The organism is Nocardioides sp. QY071, assembly GCF_029961765.1.
In the GTDB taxonomy this organism is placed as follows: domain Bacteria; phylum Actinomycetota; class Actinomycetes; order Propionibacteriales; family Nocardioidaceae; genus Nocardioides.
In genome coordinates this window covers 5480611-5496521 of the sequence record NZ_CP124681.1, presented here as the reverse complement: position 1 = coordinate 5496521, position 15911 = coordinate 5480611, and the positions used below count along the sequence as shown (strand labels likewise).

The following is a 15911-nucleotide window of genomic DNA, read 5'->3' as shown; positions in this document are numbered from 1 at the left end:
GAGGACCGGCGTGAACCGTGCCGAGCGCTGGCTGCCGGACGTGATCGCGGGGGCGGCCGCCTTCGTGATCGGGCTGCTCGAGATCGGGCGGTCCTACGACGCCAGCCGGTGGCCCGCACTGGTGGTCGTGATCGGCGTCGCGGTCGCGGTCGGGCTGTCCCGGCGCCTACCCGCCGCCGCGCTCGCGGTCGCCTGGGGCACCGGGATCGTGCAGGTCGCGGTCGGCGTCGACCCGATGCTCACCGAGATGCTGCTCGCGGTGGTCGCGTTCGGCTGCGCGCGCTGGGGCTGGCCGCCGACCGTCTGGCTCAGCGGCCTCTCTATCCCCCTCAGCGCAGTGATCGCGGTCCTGATGTGGTCGCCGTACGCGTTCTACGACGCGCTGCGGCTGCTCGGCGTCGACCGGCTCGCCATCGACTCCTACAGCCGCTACGACTGGCGCCTGGCCGCGGGCCTCGTCGGCTTCGCGCTACTGGCGACGCCGTGGCTGCTCGGCCTGGCGCTCCGCTTCGCCGCCCGGTCGCAGGACTCGCGCCGCTCGCAGGTCGCGGCCGAGGCGCAGCGCGACCAGGCCGAGGAGATCGCCCGGCTGCGCGAGGAGCAGGCCCAGCTGGCGCGCGACGTGCACGACGTCGTCGGCCACTCGCTGGCGGTGATCCTCGCGCAGGCCGAGTCCGCGCAGTACCTCGAGGACGCCGACACCCAGGGACTCAAGACCACGATGGCCAACATCGCGGGCTCCGCGCGCTCCTCGCTCGAGGACGTCCGGCAGGTGCTCTCCTCGACGTCCGACACCACCACCCAGGCGGCCCAGCAGACCGACCTCGACAGCCTGGTCGACGGCGTGCGGGCGAGCGGGCACGAGGTGGTCACCACCGAGGTCGGTACGCCGCAGCCGATGCCGCCCGAGCTCGCGGTCGTTGCGTTCCGGGTCCTGCAGGAGATGCTGACCAACGCGATCAAGCACGGCCGGCGCGACCAGCCGGTCCACGTCGAGCGGCACTGGGAGGGCGACTTGCGGATCGAGGTCCAGAACGCCGTACTTCCGGGGGACTCTCCCGGTGGAGGACAGGGACTGGACGGGATGCGGCGCCGCCTGGAGGCGGTCGGCGGCCGGCTCGACGTACGCCGCCGGGCGGATCCGCCGACCTTCACGGCGACCGCCTGGGTGCCGGTGAGGAACCGGTGAGCGAGCCGATCAGCGTCCTGCTCGTCGACGACCAGGAGCTCTTCCGCGAGGGCGTCCGGGTGATCGTCGACGCCCAGGACGGGATGGAGGTCGTCGGCACTGCGGGCGACGGGGTCGAGGCCGTGCGCCTGGTCGACGAGCTCACGCCCGACGTCGTGCTGATGGACATCCGGATGCCCGAGATGGACGGCGTCGAGGCGACCCGGCAGATCTTCCTGCCCGACCGCGCCGCCCGCCGCGAGAAGCCGGTCCGCGTCGTCGTGCTCACCACCTTCAACCTCGACGACCGCGCCGCGACCGCGATCAGGTACGGCGCCAGCGGGTTCCTCCTCAAGGGCACCACCCCGGTCATGCTGCGCGACGCGATCCGCACCGTGCACGCCGGCAACGCCGTGCTCGCGCCGGCCGATCTGTCCACGCTGCTGGACCAGCAGTTCCGGGCGGTGGCCGCCCCGCCGGCGTCGTACCTCGGCCTCACCGACAAGGAGCGCGAGGTCTTCGCCGCCGTGGCCCGCGGGCTGTCGAACCAGGAGATCGCCGGGCAGGTGTTCCTCAGCGAGTCGACCGTGAAGACGCACGTCGGCGCGATCCTGCGCAAGCTCGGGCTGCGCGACCGCGTCCAGATCGTGGTGTTCGCCCACGAGCACGGGCTGGTCGGCTGATGCCGAGCCGCCACGACATCGTCACCTTCCACGACCCGCCCGTCCCGCCCGGCGCCTCGCCCTGGGTCGACGGCGGTGGGCCGTCCCCCGACGTGGCGGTGGTCCCGGCCGATCCCGCCTGGCCCGACCGGTTCGCGGAGGTCGCCGCGCTGGTGCGAGAAGGACTCGGCTGGCGGGCCCTCGTCGTCGAGCACGTCGGCTCCACCGCCGTCCCCGGCCTGCCGGCCAAGCCCGTGATCGACGTCGACCTCGTCGTCGCCGACCCGGCGGACGAGTCGTCGTACGTCCCCGCGCTGGAGGCACTCGGCTTCGTCCTCCGGGTGCGCGAGCCCTGGTGGTTCGAGCACCGCCTGCTGCGTGGTGCCTCCCCGGTCTCGCACGTGCACGTCTTCGGCCCGGACAGCCCCGAGGTCGTCAAGCACCGGATCTTCCGCGACTGGCTGCGCGGCAACCCCGACGAGCGGGAGCGGTACGCCGCCGCCAAGCTCGCCGCCTCCGCCGCGTCGAGCGCTGCCGGCGAGCACGGCATGCAGTACAACGCTCGCAAGGAGCGGGTCGTGCGGGAGATCTACGCGCGGGCGTTCGCGGCGGCGGGGCTGGTCTGACGCCGGGGATCCGGCCACCGACCTGCCGCAGAACCCGCGACACCGTGTCCCTAGAATCGTGCCCATGCACCGGGTCGTCGCAGCAGGAGCCTTCGTGGTCCACGTGCTGTTCGTCGGCTTCACGGTGATCGGCGGATTCGTGGCCTGGCTGATGCCGTGGGTGTTCATCCCGCACCTCGCCGCCGCCGCGTGGGGCGGCCGGATGGCCGCGACCGACGCCGCCTGCCCTCTGTCCCGCCTCGAGGACTGGGGCCGGGAGGGTGCCGGCAGGCCGAGGATGAACGAGCGCGGGTTCATCGCGCACTACTTCGAGGACCGGATCTACCCCTCGCGCCTGGCCCGCCGGGTCGAGGTGGTCGTCGCGACCGTCATCCTCGGTTCGTGGCTCGGCTTCGCGGTCCGCTGAGGCTCGCGGCCTCCCAGACGAACCCGTCCGGGTCGGTCGCCGCGGTGTCGCCACCGACCAGGACCACGCGGTGCGAGCCGCTGCCCTCCATCGGCACTCCGGCATCCTTGGCCAGCGCCTTGCGGGGCAGCAGGCCGAGGGTCACCGCGCCGGAGCCGGGCTCGAACTCGACGTACTTCTTGCCGAAGCTGCGGGCGATCGCGAAGCCGCGGTCGACGTAGAACTGCTTGGTGGCGGTGATGTCGTCACAGCCGATGAGCAGCACGACGCTCTCGATGTCGCGGCTGGCCGGGCCCTTGTTCCTCTTCGAGGAGCTGACGACCTTCCAGATCGCGCCGTCGGGGGCCCGCAGCACGCCGCCGTAGCCCCAGAAGGACTTGGCGACCGGCTTGATCGCCGTCGCCCCGGCCGCCAGCGCGGTCTCGGCGAAGCTGTCGACGTCAGCGGGCTGGGCCAGGGTGAGGGAGATGTGGAAGGAGCGGAAGCCGTCGCTCGGGGCGTCGGAGGCGCGGAAGTCGAGCGGGAGGTCAGGGCCGAACGCCCGGGCGTAGAAGTCGCGGGCGGCGGCCGGGTCGGCCACCTCGAGGGTGATGGTGTCCAGGGAGTTCGTGTTCATGTCCCTGACGCTAGGGCCGACCCGGCCACTGCTGCTTCTCGATTCCTGACCGCTTCGCCCCTCAGCCGCGGGCGGCCTTGAACGACCGCAGCCGCAGGCTGTTCGACACCACGAACACCGAAGAGAAGGCCATCGCGGCGCCGGCCAGCATCGGGTTGAGCAGACCCGCGGCGGCGAGCGGCAGGGCGGCGACGTTGTAGGCGAACGCCCAGAACAGGTTGCCCCTGATCGTGGCCAGGGTCCGCCGGGACAGGCGGATCGCATCGACCGCGACCTGCAGGTCGCCGCGCACCAGGGTCAGGTCGCTGGCCTCGATCGCGACGTCGGTGCCGGTGCCCATGGCCAGACCGAGGTCGGCCTGGGCGAGCGCGGCTGCGTCGTTGACGCCGTCGCCGACCATGGCGACCACGCGACCCTCGTCCTGCAGCCGCTTGACGACGTCGACCTTGTCGGCCGGCAGGACGTCGGCGATCACGTCGGCCTCGTCGATGCCGACCTCCGCCGCCACCGTCCGCGCCACCACGGCGTTGTCGCCGGTGAGCAGCACGGGACGCAGCCCCAGCGCGCGGAGCTGGGCGATGGCGCTGGCCGAGGTCGGCTTGACCGCGTCGGCGACCACGATCACGCCGCGGGCGCGACCGTCCCAGCCGACCGCGACCGCCGTACCTCCCGTGCGCTGGGCCTCCTTCAACGCAGACCCGAGAGCCGGCGAGAGGTGCTGTGACCACTCCTCGAGCAGCCGGGGCCGGCCGACCAGCACCGCGTGCGACGCGTCGCCGTCGAGCAGGACCCCCTGCACGCCGAGGCCCTCGACGTTGGCGAAGTCATCGACGGCCGGCAGCGATCCGGCCTCGCGGGCGGCGTCGGCGATGGCACGGGCGATCGGGTGCTCCGAGGAGTCCTCCAGCGCGCCGGCGTACCGCAGCACCTCCGCCGCGTCCTCGCCCTCGTCGGCGACCACGTCGCGCAGCGTCATCCGGCCGGTCGTGACCGTGCCTGTCTTGTCGAGCACGACCGTGTCGACGGCCTTCGTCGACTCCAGCACCTCGGGACCCTTGATCAGGATGCCGAGCTGGGCGCCCCGACCGGTGCCGACCATGAGGGCGGTCGGCGTGGCCAGGCCCAGGGCGCACGGGCAGGCGATGATGAGTACGGCGACCGCCGCCGTGAACGCCGCGGCCAGGCCGTTGCCGGTGCCGAGCCAGAAGCCGAGCGTGCCGGCCGCGAGCAGGATGACGATCGGCACGAAGATGCCGGAGATCCGGTCGGCCAGGCGCTGCACCTGGGCCTTGCCGTTCTGGGCGTCCTCGACCAGCCGCGCCATCTGCGCCAGCTGGGTGTCGGCGCCGACCCGGGTCGCGCGGACGACCAGCCGGCCGCCCGCGTTGACCGTCGCACCGACCACCGCATCGCCCTCGCCGACCTCGACCGGCACGGACTCGCCGGTCAGCATCGAGGCGTCGACCGCGGAGCTGCCGCGCTCGACCACGCCGTCGGTGGCGATCTTCTCGCCCGGGCGGACGACGAACCGGTCGTCCACCTTCAGCTCACCCACCGGGACGCGGACCTCGACGTCGTCGGGTCCGAGGACCGCGACCTCCTTGGCGCCCAGCTCGAGCAGCGCCTTGAGCGCCGCCCCGGCCCGCCGCTTCGAACGCTGCTCGAAGTAGCGTCCGGCCAGGATGAACGTCGTCACGCCGGCCGCGGCCTCGAGGTAGATGTTGCCGCTACCGTCGCTGCGCTCGATGGTCAGCTCGAACGGGTGCTTCATGCCGGTCATGCCGGCCGTGCCCCAGAACAGCGCGTACAGCGACCAGCCCAGCGCGGCGAGTGTGCCCAGCGAGATCAGCGTGTCCATCGTGGACGTGCCGTGGCGCAGGTTGGTCCAGGCCGCCTTGTGGAACGGGTACGCGCCCCACACCACCACCGGCGCCGCCAGGGTCAGCGAGAGCCACTGCCAGTTGTCGAACTGGAGGGCCGGGACCATCGCCATCGCGATGACCGGCACCGTCAGCAGCGCCGAGATCACGAGTCGCTGGCGCAGGGTGACGATCGGGTCGACCTCCGCTGCTGCGGCGTCGCCCTCGGCCGCCGCGGGCCTCGGCAGCGACGCGCCGTAGCCGGCAGCCTCGACGGCGGCGACCAGGTCGTCGGTCGAGACGCTGTCGGCGTAGGTCACCTTCGCCTTCTCGGTCGCGTAGTTGACCGTCGCGGTGACGCCCTCGAGCTTGTTGAGCTTGCGCTCGATCCGGTTGGCGCACGACGCGCAGGTCATCCCGGTGAGGGCGAGCTCGACCTCGCTCCGTGGCTGGTCAGTGTCCGTGCTCACTGCTCTCTCCGTGCTTCTCCCCGTCCCCGGTACCCCCTGCGGTGACGGTGAACGCCGCGGTGCGGACGACGCCGTCGTGCTGGAAGTCGAGGTAGAGGTGGTAGGTGCCGGCGCTGGGGACGGCGGCGTAGAAGACGACCTCCGGTCCCGGCTCGGTCTTCCCGTCGCCGGGCTCGCCGTCGGGGTGGACGTGGAGGTAGGCGAGGTCGCCACCGCGCAGCGCGACGAGGTGGCCGTAGGCGCCGAGGTAGGGCTGCAGGTCGGTGACCGGCCTCCCGTCCTTGCTGACGCTCAGGGTGAGCTTCGCGTCGGCACCGGCGGTGAGGTCGCCGTCCAGGGTGACCTGGTAGCCGTCGACCGTGGCGGTGCGGGTCTCCTGCGCCGGCGCTGCCGCGTCGAACGCACCGTCGACCGCGAGGTCGGTGCCGAGGGTCAGTGCCTCGCCACCGGTGGCCTTGAAGTCGGCGAACAGCCGCCACGTCCCCGGCGTCAGCGCGAGGTCGGTCGACCAGGTGCCGTCGTCGAGCGTGGGATGGACGTGCTGGAAGCCGCTGAAGTCGCGTCGTACGGCGATCAGGTGGAGCTGCTTCTCGTGCTGGACGTCGTACGACGCCACGGGGGCGCCGTCGGGTCCGGTGATGGTGAAGCTCACCGGCACCGCGTCGCCGGCCTCGGCCTGGCTGTCGGTGAGGGTGAGGGTGTAGCCGTCCTGCGACGTCATGAGTCCTCCTGGGATCTCGGTCGTCGTCCCGGCGCCGCCGCTGCTCTGGTGCGTGTCGTGGGCCGTCGGCTCCTCCACGTCGACCGGGCCGATGGCCCGGCCGGCGAGGAGCGCGGCGCCGAACACGACCGCGGCGACGGCACCGAAGCCCGCCAGCCGCGTCGGGGTGTTCATGCGAGCTGGTAGCCGGCCTCCTCGACGGCGGCCTTCACGGCGGACTCGTCGAGGGGGGCAGCGCTGGTGATCGTGACCGCACCGGTCGGCAGGTCGACGGCGACGCCCTCGACGCCGGCGAGCTCCTGCACCTCCTCGGTGACGGAGGCGACGCAGTGGCCGCAGGTCATGCCGGTGACGGTGAAGGTCTGGGTGGTGCTCATCGGAGATTCCTCTCGCTGGATGGGTTGGATGTCGGATCGGGACGCGTCAGGAACGCACCAGGCGGGCGATGGCGTCGGAGGCCTCCTTGAGCTTGATGGCGGCCTCGTCACCTCCCTCCTGGGCGGCGTTCACGACGCAGTGCGCCATGTGCTCGTCGAGCAGGCCGAGGGCCACGGACTGGAGGGCCTTCGTCATCGCGGAGACCTGGGTGAGGATGTCGATGCAGTACTGCTCCTCCTCCACCATCCGCTGCAGACCCCGCGCCTGACCCTCGATGCGGCGCAGCCGCTTGAGGTAGTCGTCCTTGGTGCGGTTGGCGATGTAGCTGTGTGCCATGGCCCTGTGTCCTTCGCGTCTGGGGAATCTGCCTGCCCGAACAGGATACCCCCGTGTGGTATTCCGTGCTACCGTCCCGATCTCGTGATTACGGTACCCCCCTAGGGTACCAATTCGTCAAGAAGGAGATCGAGATGTCAGTCCTCGTCCCATCGGAGACCGGCCGCCGGAACCGGCGCTGGCTCGGGCTCGCGGTCATCGCCGCCGCCCAGTTCATGGTCATCATGGACACGTCGATCATCGGCGTGGCCCTGCCCGAGATGCAGCGCGACCTCGGCTTCACGCCGGAGAACCTGTCCTGGGTGTTCAACGCGTACGTCGTCGCGTTCGGTGGCCTGCTGCTCCTCGGTGGCAAGGTGTCCGACGTGCTCGGTGCCCGCACCGTCTTCGCCGCGGGCTGGGTCGTCCTCGCCGCCGGATCGCTCGTCGCCGCGCTCGCCGGCAACGTCGAGGCCGAGCTGGCCGGCCGCGCGATCCAGGGCGCCGGTGCCGCGCTCATCGCGCCGTCCGCGCTGACGCTGCTGATGATGCTGTTCGGCGGCAACCCGCGCGAGCTGACCAAGGCCCTGGCCCTGTACGGCGCGGCCGCACCTGCGGGCGGCACCGCCGGCGTCTTCCTGGGCGGCGTCATCACCGAGTACCTCAGCTGGCCGTGGGTGTTCGCCATCAACCTCCCGATCGCGCTGCTGATCCTCGCCCTCGTGCCGTCCTCGATGCCGGCCGGTCGCTCGGGCGGCTCGCGCCGGGTCGACGTCGTCGGTGCGGTCACGGTGACCGCGGGCCTCGCCGCCCTCGTGTACGCCGTGGTCCAGGCTCCCGAGGTCGGCTGGGGTGCCGCGCGCACCTGGTGGGTGCTCGGTGCCGGCGTCGTGCTGGTCGCGCTCTTCGTCGCCCAGCAGGCCCGGGGTCGCGACCCGCTGGTCCGCCTCGGCATCCTCCGCGCGCCCGACCTGGCGGCCGCCAACCTCGCCCAGCTGCTGCTCGGCGCCGCGTGGATCCCTATGTGGTTCTTCCTGAACCTCTACCTGCAGCAGGTGCTCGGCTTCACCGCCTTCCCCAGTGGTGCCGCGCTGCTGCCGATGACGCTGCTGATCATGGTCGGCATGGTGGTGCTCGCGCCCCGCGTGCTCGCCGCGGTCGGCGTACGCACCGCCACCGTCACCGGCCTCGTCCTGCTCGCCGCCGGCATGGCCTGGCTGGCGATGATCGACCCGGACGGCAGCTACGCGGTCGACGTGCTCCCCGCCTCGCTGGTCGCCGCCCTCGGCATGTCGCTCGCCTTCATCCCCACCCTCGGTACGGCGATCTCCGCCGCCCCGCCGGAGGAGGGCGGCCTCGCCTCGGGCATCGTCAACACCAGCTACCAGATCGGCTCGGCCCTCGGCCTCGCCGTGATGGCCGCCATCGCCGCGGCCGCCGGCGCCGACCGGCTCGGCGACGTCGCCGCACTGACCGAGGGCTACTCGGCTGCGTTCGTCGGTGCCGCCGTCGTGGCTGCGGTGGGTGCGCTCGCCTCGGCCGTGCTGCTCCGCGGACGGTCGTCGTGACCGCTCGTGACGTGGTCCGGGTTGCCGCCGCGTGCGCGCTGCGCTGCGCGGCGGCGGCCCTGGCCGAGGCGGTAGCCCCGTCGTACCCGGCAGATGGGTCGTCGCTCGGGCGAAAGGGCAACCCGTTTGCCGGGTACGACGAGAGGACCGGGCCGGCGAGCCCGCTCTAGCCCACCAGGCCCACGAGGAACGTCCCCATGCCGAGCGCCGCGCACAGCCCGAGCGTCCGCAGCGGGCTCCACCCGCGCCCGAACATCACGCCGAGCGCGACGGCGGTGATCGCGAACGCGACCGGGTCCCACGACCCGAGGACGGGTACGTCGACGTGCACCCACCCGGCCTCGACCGTGCGGTTGCGGCCGAACAGGTTGTGCAGGGCGAAGAAGACGGCGAGGTTCGCGATCACCCCGACGACGGCGGCGGTGATGCCGGTGAGGGCGGCACCGAGGCTGCGGTTGTCACGCAGCCGCTCGACGTACGGCGCGCCGAGCAGGACGAACAGGAAGCACGGCACGAAGGTCACCCAGGTGACCAGCAGGGAGGCGAGCACGGCGGCGAGCCACGGGTCGAGCGAGCCGGGGTGGCGGTAGGCGCCGACGAAGGCGACGAACTGGACGACCATGATCAGGGGCCCGGGGGTGGTCTCGGCGAGCGCGAGGCCGCGGACCATCTCGCCCGGAGCCAGCCAGTGGAAGACTCCGACGGCCTGCTGGGCGACGTACGACAGCACGGCGTAGGCACCGCCGAAGGTGACGACCGCGGCGCCGGAGAAGAACAGCCCCTGGTCCACGAAGACGGAGGTGCCGGTCGTGGAGGTGAGCACGGCGAACGCGGCCACCGGCGCGAACCACAGCACCGCCCCGACCAGGAGGACGCTCCCGGAGCGCCGCACCGTCGGCAGCTCGTGGTGCAGCGCGTCGTCGCTGATCAGCGGCTCGGGCCCGTCCTCACCGGCGGGCGTCGGTGGCTCGCGCAGGGCCGGAAAGCGCAGGCTGACCAGCCAGCCGAGCACGCCAGCGGCGAAGACCACGGCCGGGAACGGCACGGCGAAGAAGGTGAGCGCGGCGAAGGAGGCGACCGCGATGGCGACCAGTGCCGGGTGGTGCAGCGCGCGCTTCCCGACCCGCTGCACGGCCTGGACGACGATCGCGATCACCGCCGGCGCGACCCCGGCGAAGAGCGCGGTGACGACGTCGGTCTCGCCGTACCCCACATAGATCCCCGACAGCGCGAGCAGGGCGAGCATCCCGGGGAGCACGAAGAGGCTGCCCGCGATCAGGCCGCCGCGGATGCCGTTGAGCAGCCAGCCGGTGTAGATCGCGAGCTGCTGGGCCTCGGGTCCGGGCAGCAGCATGCAGAAGTTGAGCGCGTGCAGGAACCGCTTCTGCCCGATCCACCGCTTCTCGTCGACCAGCTTGTGCTGCATGACCGCGATCTGGCCGGCCGGTCCGCCGAAGGTCTGCAGCGAGATCTGGAACCACGCCCGGGTGGCCTCCCGCAGCGGGATGACGTCGTCTCCGACGGGGTGGGGCTGGTTCGTCACCACGCCATTCAACAAGGCTCAGGTGGCGGCCGGGTGAACGTGCACGACCATCGTCTCCAGGTGGGGTACGGCGAGCCGCAGCGACCGCTCGACGTCGTCGGCGACCGCGTGCGCCTCGCCCACGCTCAGGTCGGGCGCGACCCGGACGACGAGGTCGCCCTCGATTCGGTGCCCGGTCCAGCGGGCGCGGACCCTGTCGACACCGGCGATCCCGGGCACCGTGCTCGCCGCGGTGGTGAGCTCGTCGATGACCCCGTCCTCGACGCCGTCCATCAGCCGGCGTACGACGGTCCGCATGGTCGCGACCAGGACGACCAGGATCATCAGGCCGATGAGCAGCCCGACGACCGCGTCGGCGCGGGCGATCCCGGACCAGACGCCGATCACGCCGCCGACGACCGCGACCGAGCTGAGCCCGTCGGCGCGGGCGTGCTGACCCTCGGCGATCAGCGCCGCCGAGTGGATGCGGCGCCCAGCCCGGATCCGGTACGCCGCGACGACCTCGTTGCCGAGGAAGCCGACCACGCCGGCCGCGAACACCCAGCCCAGGTTGGTGATCTGCCGGGGATGCACGAGTGCGTCGAGGGCGTCGACGATGATCCACACCGCAGATGCCGCGATCACCAGGCCGATGAACAGGCCGACCAGGTCCTCGGCGCGGCGCAGCCCGTAGGGGTAGCGGCGCGTGCTCGGTCGCCGGCCGATCCGGAACGCCACCACCAGCGGGATCGTCGTCGCCGCGTGGCCGAGGTTGTGCACCGTGTCGGCCATCAGTGCGGTGGATCCCGACATCGCCACGATCACCAGCTGGGCCGCCGCCGTCGCCATCATCCCGGCGAGGCCGATCCAGGCCGCACGGATGCCGACCCCGCTGCTCTCGGCCGCGTCGCGGATCCCGGGCGCCGCGTCGTGGGAGTGCGGTAGGACGGTGTGCCGGATCCGGGCTGTCAGCCCGTGGTGGTGGTCGTGGTGCTCCGCCATGTCCCCATATTGAGACATGCTCATATGTGCATGCAAGTGCGGAATCGCGGACACTACGATGCGAGGCGTGGGACACGGAGAGCGCCACCGCGCGCCGCGCGAGCTCGACGCCGCGGCGGCGAAGTCGATCGCGGCGACCCTTCAGGCCCTGGCCACCCCGAGCCGGCTGCTGATCCTCGACCGGCTGCGCCGCGGGCCCGCGACGGTCTCCGAGCTGGTCGAGTCGATCGGGATGGAGCAACCAGCGGTCTCCCAGCAGCTCCGGGTGCTGCGCAACCTCGGCCTCGTGACCGGCAACCGTGACGGGCGCAGCATCGTCTACGAGCTCTACGACGACCACGTCGCCGAGCTGCTCGACCAGGCGATCTACCACGCCGAGCACCTCCGGCTCGGACTCGCGAGCCCTCAGCACAACGCGCGGTAGCTCCCCACGACCGGGACGCCTGACGGTGCACGCTCGAGCGTCACGCCAGCCGTGACAGCCGGTGCGCCTCCTCGAGCAGCAGCCTGCCGAGCACCGGCTGCCGGTCTCGCCGGAACCGCTGCTCGACCCCGGTCAGGGTCAGTGCCCACTCCGGGCGCCCGGACTTGTCGAAGACCGCGGCGGCCATGCCCCAGGAGCCCTCGACGACGTGGCCGGGGTTCACGGACCATCCGGTACGACGGGTCGCGGCCAGTCGCCGGCGGATCGCCGCCGCGGAGTGCTGCTCGCCCCACTCGGCGGTGAGGTCGACCCGGGCGAGGAAGTCGTCGATCTCGCGGTCGGGCAGGTGGGCGAGGATCGCGATGCCGGCGGACACGACGCCGAGGGGGAAGCGCGCGCTCTCGTAGAGGACGTAGGAACGGATCGGGAAGTCGCCGTCCTCGCGGAGCAGGACGACCGTCTCGTCGCCGCGGCGCACCGAGAAGAACGCGCTCTCACCGGTCTCCTTCGCCAGTCGCAGCACGCTCGCCCGGGCCTCGTTGGTGAGGTCGTAGCGGGCGGCGGCGGCCATGCCGAGGACGTAGGCCTCGGGGCCGAGGAACCACCGCCCGGTCTGTGGGTCGCGGTCGGCGAGACCCTCGGCGGCGAGCGACTCGAGCAACCGGTGGGTGGTCGCGCGCGGCTGGTCGGTGAGGGCGGCGAGCGCGGTGGTCGTCGTACCGGACTCGGCGGTGGACAGGGCGCGGAGCAGGGCGGCGACCTTCTCGACGACGCCCGGTGCGCGTTCCACGAGGAGATCCTACGCGTCCACTCAGTGGACGCGTCCGACCGGGAGCATCCGCGCACCGGTCACTTCGTTGACGGGACCGGTGGTTCTCGGCGGTGATGGCTGTCATGAGGAAGCTGGTGGACGACGCCCGTACGGCGGTGGCCGAGCGGGTCCGGGACGGAATGACGATCGCCGTGGGCGGCTTCGGCCTGTGCGGCATCCCGCGCGACCTGATCGAGGCGGTGCGCGACAGCGGCGTGCGCGACCTGACCATCGTGTCGAACAACATGGGCGTCGACGGCAAGGGCCTCGGCGTGCTGCTGGAGAACAGCCAGGTCGCCAAGGTGATCGCGTCGTACGTCGGCGAGAACAAGCTCTTCGCGCAGCAGTACCTCGACGGCGCGCTCGAGGTGGAGTTCTGCCCGCAGGGCACGCTCGCCGAGCGGCTGCGCGCCGGCGGCTCCGGCATCGCCGGCTTCTACACCCGCACCGGCGTCGGCACCGAGGTGGCCGAGGGGAAGCCGCACGAGGTGTTCGACGGCGAGACCTTCGTGCTCGAGCGCGGCATCGTGGCCGACCTCGCGCTGGTCCACGCCCACACCGCGGACGCCGAGGGCAACCTGCGCTATCGGATGACCGCCCGCAACTTCAACCCGCTGGTCGCGATGAGCGGTCGGGTCTGCATCGCCGAGGCCGAGCACGTCCTCGACGGCTTCCTCGACCCGGACGAGGTGATCACGCCCGGCATCTTCGTCGACGTCACCGTCCGGGCGAGCGAGCGGCCCAAGGACATCGAGCAGCGCGTCGTGCGCGAGAAGGTGGGTGCCTGACATGGCCTGGAGTCGCGACGAGATGGCGTCCATCGCCGCCCGCGAGCTGAACGACGGCGACTACGTCAACCTCGGCATCGGCATCCCGACCCTGGTCGCCGACCACCTGCCGCCGGGCGTCAACGTGCTGCTGCAGAGCGAGAACGGCCTGCTCGGCATGGGCCCGTTCCCCTACGAGGGCGAGGAGGACGCCGACCTGATCAACGCCGGCAAGCAGACGGTCACGACCGCGCCGGGCGCCTCCTTCTTCGACTCCGCGACGAGCTTCGCGATGATCCGCGGCGGCCACGTCGACATCGCCATCCTCGGCGCGCTGCAGGTCGCCGCCAACGGCGACCTGGCCAACTGGACCGTTCCCGGCAAGCTGGTCAAGGGCATGGGCGGCGCGATGGACCTGGTCGCCGGCACCCGCCGCGTCGTCGTCATCACCGACCACGTCGCCAAGGACGGCACGCCCAAGATCGTCGAGCGCTGCACGCTGCCTCTCACCGGCGCCGGCGTGGTCGACCGGATCATCACCGACCTCGCGGTCCTCGACGTCACCCCCGAGGGCCTGGTCCTCGTCGACGTCGCGCCCGGCATCGACGCCGCGAAGGTCCGTGAGCTGACCGGCGCGCCGCTCCTCGACCCGGAGCGGTGACGCGCGGCTCAACCGGCGTGGAGCCGCTGGGCTAGGGCGGTGACGACGTCGGACGGCGCGTGGGCCTTGTCGAACGCCCGGTCGATGCCCACCCGGGCGCGGACGGTGGGGTCCAGGTCCGCTGAGCTGTAGGTGATGACGACCAGCTCGGGGTGGTCCGCCCGCAGCCGCGGGATGAGGTCGAGGCCGCTCATGTCGGGCAGGTGGATGTCGCAGATGGCGGCGTCCAGCCGCGCCCCGGTGCTGACCTGGAGCGCGGTGACGGCATCGGCGGCGGAACCGGCGAGCATCAGGGGCGCCGTGCTCCCGACGAGCTCGGCCAGGACGAGGAGCAGCAGCGGGTTGTCCTCGACCACGAGCACGGACGCCGTCCTGCTCATCGTGGCCTCGGGGATCGCGTTCATGTCAGCTGCTGCTTGATCTCGGTCTTGAGCACCTTGCCGACCCGGGAGCGCGGCAGGTCGTCCCAGACCTCCACCTGCTTGGGCGTCTTGACGCTGCCGATCCGCTCCTTCACGAACGCCCGCACCTCCTCGGGCGTGACCGACCGACCCGGCCGCAGCTGCAGGACGGCGGTGAGCCGTTCGCCCCACTTCTCGTCGGGCAGCCCGACCACCGCGCAGTCGGCGACGGCCGGGTGGGCCATCAGCGCCTGCTCGACCTCGGTGGAGTAGACGTTGAAGCCGCCGGTGATCACCATGTCCTTGGCGCGGTCGACGATGTGCAGGAAGCCCTCGTCGTCGAGGAACCCGATGTCGCCCGTGTGGTGCCAGCCGTACGCCGACGCCTCGGCCGTCGCGTCCGGGTTCTTGTAGTAGCCCCGCATCACCAGGGAGCTGCGCACCACGATCTCGCCACGCTCGCCGGGTGCGAGCAGCGTCCCGTCGTCGCCCATCATCGCCACCGTGACCAGCGGCGCCGGGCGTCCCGCCGAGGAGAGCCGCTCGACCGCGATCGACCCGTCGTCTCGGAAGTGGTCGCGCGGCGCCATCGTAGAGATCATCATGGGCGCCTCGGTCTGGCCGAACAGCTGCGCCATCACCGGTCCGACCCGGGTGAGCGCCTCCTCCAGCCGCCGGGCCGACATCGGCGCTGCGCCGTACCAGAAGCACTGCAAGGACGAGAGGTCCGTCGTGTCGAGGTCCGGGTGGTCGAGGGCCATGTAGATCAGCGTCGGCGGCAAGAAGGTATGGGTCACCCGGTGCTCGGCGACGGCCGCCAGGAAGCCGCCCACGTCGGGGGTCCGCATGACCACGATCGAGCCGCCCGACGCCAGGACCGGGAAGCACAGCACGCCGGCCGCGTGGGTGAGCGGCGCGAGGGCGAGGTACGTCGGCCGGCCCGGTGCGGCGGGCCACGGGTAGCCGATCAGGGTCAGCGCCGTCATCGTCTCGAGGTTGGTGCCGGTGAGCATGACGCCCTTGGGCCGGCCGGTGGTGCCGCCGGTGCCGACGATCATCGCCAGGTCGTCGTCGGCCGGGCGGTCGACGACCTCCACGCCGCGGGCGAGGAAGTCGTCCCACCCGAGCGCCCAGTCGAACGACCCGTCGAGGCAGACCAGCGTGGTCACCGCGGGCAGGTCGCCGCGGATCTGGTCGACCAGCCCGGCGTACGACGCCTGGAAGATCAGCGTGGTGCACTCGAACAGGTCGAGCAGCTCGCGGTTCTCGGCCGCCTCGTTGCGCGGGTTGACCGGGCACCACACGGCGCCGGCGCGGCTGATCCCGAACACGCAGGTGAACGCCACCGGGTCGTTCGAGGCGAGGATCGCCACCTTGTCGCCCGGCGCGACGCCCCGTCCTGCGAGGGCGGACGCGATCCGTCCGGCGAGGCCTCCCACCTCGTCGTAGGTCCACGTCCGCCCGTCGCAGACCAGGCAGGCCGCATCGCCCCCCAGCGACGCGCCCTTGTCCAGGTAGTCGACCAGCCGCATCC

Annotated in this window: 19 protein-coding genes; 9 read left to right on the top strand and 10 right to left on the bottom strand. The window is 72.2% G+C overall.

All coding sequences use genetic code 11. The annotated features are described in order from the left end of the window. Nucleotides 1–10: 10 nt before the first annotated feature. From QI633_RS26450 to QI633_RS26435, 4 genes are all read left to right on the top strand, one after another. Nucleotides 11–1189 carry a histidine kinase gene (locus QI633_RS26450; RefSeq protein ID WP_282427651.1) on the top strand — a complete coding sequence of 393 codons (1179 nt, stop codon included), beginning with the start codon at nucleotides 11–13 and terminating at the stop codon, nucleotides 1187–1189. Beyond that, the gene (locus QI633_RS26445; RefSeq protein ID WP_222117694.1) at nucleotides 1186–1851 is read left to right on the top strand and encodes a response regulator transcription factor; all 666 of its coding nucleotides are present in this window, start codon (nucleotides 1186–1188) and stop codon (nucleotides 1849–1851) included. The genes QI633_RS26450 and QI633_RS26445 overlap by 4 nt, the downstream gene beginning before the upstream one ends. After that, nucleotides 1851–2456: a GrpB family protein gene (locus tag QI633_RS26440; protein ID WP_282427650.1), complete on the top strand. Its 606-nt coding sequence runs from the start codon at nucleotides 1851–1853 to the stop codon at nucleotides 2454–2456. The genes QI633_RS26445 and QI633_RS26440 overlap by 1 nt, the downstream gene beginning before the upstream one ends. Nucleotides 2457–2520: 64 nt before the next feature. Further along, the gene (locus tag QI633_RS26435; protein WP_282427649.1) at nucleotides 2521–2862 is read left to right on the top strand and encodes a DUF2784 domain-containing protein; all 342 of its coding nucleotides are present in this window, start codon (nucleotides 2521–2523) and stop codon (nucleotides 2860–2862) included. Here the strand turns inward: QI633_RS26435 and QI633_RS26430 are convergent. From QI633_RS26430 to QI633_RS26410, 5 genes are all read right to left on the bottom strand, one after another. Then, complete coding sequence (locus QI633_RS26430; RefSeq protein WP_282427648.1) at nucleotides 2825–3478, bottom strand: glyoxalase; 654 nt, start codon at nucleotides 3476–3478, stop codon at nucleotides 2825–2827. The genes QI633_RS26435 and QI633_RS26430 overlap by 38 nt on opposite strands. 61 nt (nucleotides 3479–3539) lie before the next feature. After that, nucleotides 3540–5753 (bottom strand): heavy metal translocating P-type ATPase, encoded by a 2214-nt coding sequence (locus tag QI633_RS26425; RefSeq protein WP_282429328.1) that lies wholly within the window; start codon nucleotides 5751–5753, stop codon nucleotides 3540–3542. Between the two features lie 37 nt (nucleotides 5754–5790). Next, on the bottom strand, nucleotides 5791–6702 hold the full coding sequence (locus QI633_RS26420) for a hypothetical protein (protein WP_141796635.1): 912 nt from the start codon (nucleotides 6700–6702) through the stop codon (nucleotides 5791–5793). After that, a complete protein-coding gene (locus QI633_RS26415; protein WP_141796636.1) occupies nucleotides 6699–6905 on the bottom strand; it encodes a cation transporter in 207 nt (68 codons plus the stop codon). The genes QI633_RS26420 and QI633_RS26415 overlap by 4 nt, the downstream gene beginning before the upstream one ends. 46 nt (nucleotides 6906–6951) lie before the next feature. Further along, nucleotides 6952–7242 carry a metal-sensitive transcriptional regulator gene (locus tag QI633_RS26410; RefSeq protein ID WP_141796637.1) on the bottom strand — a complete coding sequence of 97 codons (291 nt, stop codon included), beginning with the start codon at nucleotides 7240–7242 and terminating at the stop codon, nucleotides 6952–6954. A 134-nt stretch (nucleotides 7243–7376) separates the two neighbouring features. Between QI633_RS26410 and QI633_RS26405 the strand changes: the two genes are divergently transcribed. Together QI633_RS26405 and QI633_RS26400 are read left to right on the top strand one after the other, a co-directional pair. Continuing rightward, on the top strand, nucleotides 7377–8789 hold the full coding sequence (locus QI633_RS26405; protein ID WP_141796638.1) for an MFS transporter: 1413 nt from the start codon (nucleotides 7377–7379) through the stop codon (nucleotides 8787–8789). Then, nucleotides 8786–8959, top strand: a complete 174-nt coding sequence (locus QI633_RS26400) for a hypothetical protein (RefSeq protein ID WP_160158134.1) — start codon at nucleotides 8786–8788, stop codon at nucleotides 8957–8959. The genes QI633_RS26405 and QI633_RS26400 overlap by 4 nt, the downstream gene beginning before the upstream one ends. On the opposite strand, the gene chrA is transcribed toward QI633_RS26400, so the two are convergent. Continuing rightward, on the bottom strand, nucleotides 8956–10332 hold the full coding sequence (gene chrA / locus QI633_RS26395; RefSeq protein ID WP_282427647.1) for a chromate efflux transporter: 1377 nt from the start codon (nucleotides 10330–10332) through the stop codon (nucleotides 8956–8958). The two genes, QI633_RS26400 and chrA, sit on opposite strands and share 4 nt — an antisense overlap. Nucleotides 10333–10350: 18 nt before the next feature. Continuing rightward, a complete protein-coding gene (locus QI633_RS26390; protein ID WP_282427646.1) occupies nucleotides 10351–11313 on the bottom strand; it encodes a cation diffusion facilitator family transporter in 963 nt (320 codons plus the stop codon). A gap of 67 nt (nucleotides 11314–11380) precedes the next feature. On the opposite strand from QI633_RS26390, the gene QI633_RS26385 reads away from it, so the two are divergent. Then, a complete protein-coding gene (locus tag QI633_RS26385) occupies nucleotides 11381–11737 on the top strand; it encodes a metalloregulator ArsR/SmtB family transcription factor (RefSeq protein WP_222117695.1) in 357 nt (118 codons plus the stop codon). Nucleotides 11738–11777: 40 nt separating this feature from the next. Here the strand turns inward: QI633_RS26385 and QI633_RS26380 are convergent, their stop codons facing one another. Beyond that, complete coding sequence (locus tag QI633_RS26380) at nucleotides 11778–12527, bottom strand: IclR family transcriptional regulator (RefSeq protein WP_141796642.1); 750 nt, start codon at nucleotides 12525–12527, stop codon at nucleotides 11778–11780. A 104-nt stretch (nucleotides 12528–12631) separates the two neighbouring features. Here QI633_RS26380 and QI633_RS26375 point away from each other — a divergent pair, with 104 nt between their 5' ends. Together QI633_RS26375 and QI633_RS26370 are read left to right on the top strand one after the other, a co-directional pair. Then, nucleotides 12632–13336, top strand: coding sequence for a CoA transferase subunit A (locus QI633_RS26375; protein ID WP_282427645.1), 705 nt, complete (start codon nucleotides 12632–12634; stop codon nucleotides 13334–13336). Between the two features lies 1 nt (nucleotide 13337). Further along, nucleotides 13338–13976, top strand: a complete 639-nt coding sequence (locus QI633_RS26370) for a CoA transferase subunit B (RefSeq protein WP_282427644.1) — start codon at nucleotides 13338–13340, stop codon at nucleotides 13974–13976. Nucleotides 13977–13984: 8 nt separating this feature from the next. On the opposite strand, the gene QI633_RS26365 is transcribed toward QI633_RS26370, so the two are convergent. Both QI633_RS26365 and QI633_RS26360 read right to left on the bottom strand, forming a co-directional pair. Further along, the gene (locus tag QI633_RS26365; RefSeq protein ID WP_282427643.1) at nucleotides 13985–14380 is read right to left on the bottom strand and encodes a response regulator; all 396 of its coding nucleotides are present in this window, start codon (nucleotides 14378–14380) and stop codon (nucleotides 13985–13987) included. Further along, nucleotides 14377–15909, bottom strand: coding sequence for a long-chain fatty acid--CoA ligase (locus tag QI633_RS26360; RefSeq protein ID WP_282427642.1), 1533 nt, complete (start codon nucleotides 15907–15909; stop codon nucleotides 14377–14379). The genes QI633_RS26365 and QI633_RS26360 overlap by 4 nt, the downstream gene beginning before the upstream one ends. Nucleotides 15910–15911 lie beyond the last annotated feature (2 nt).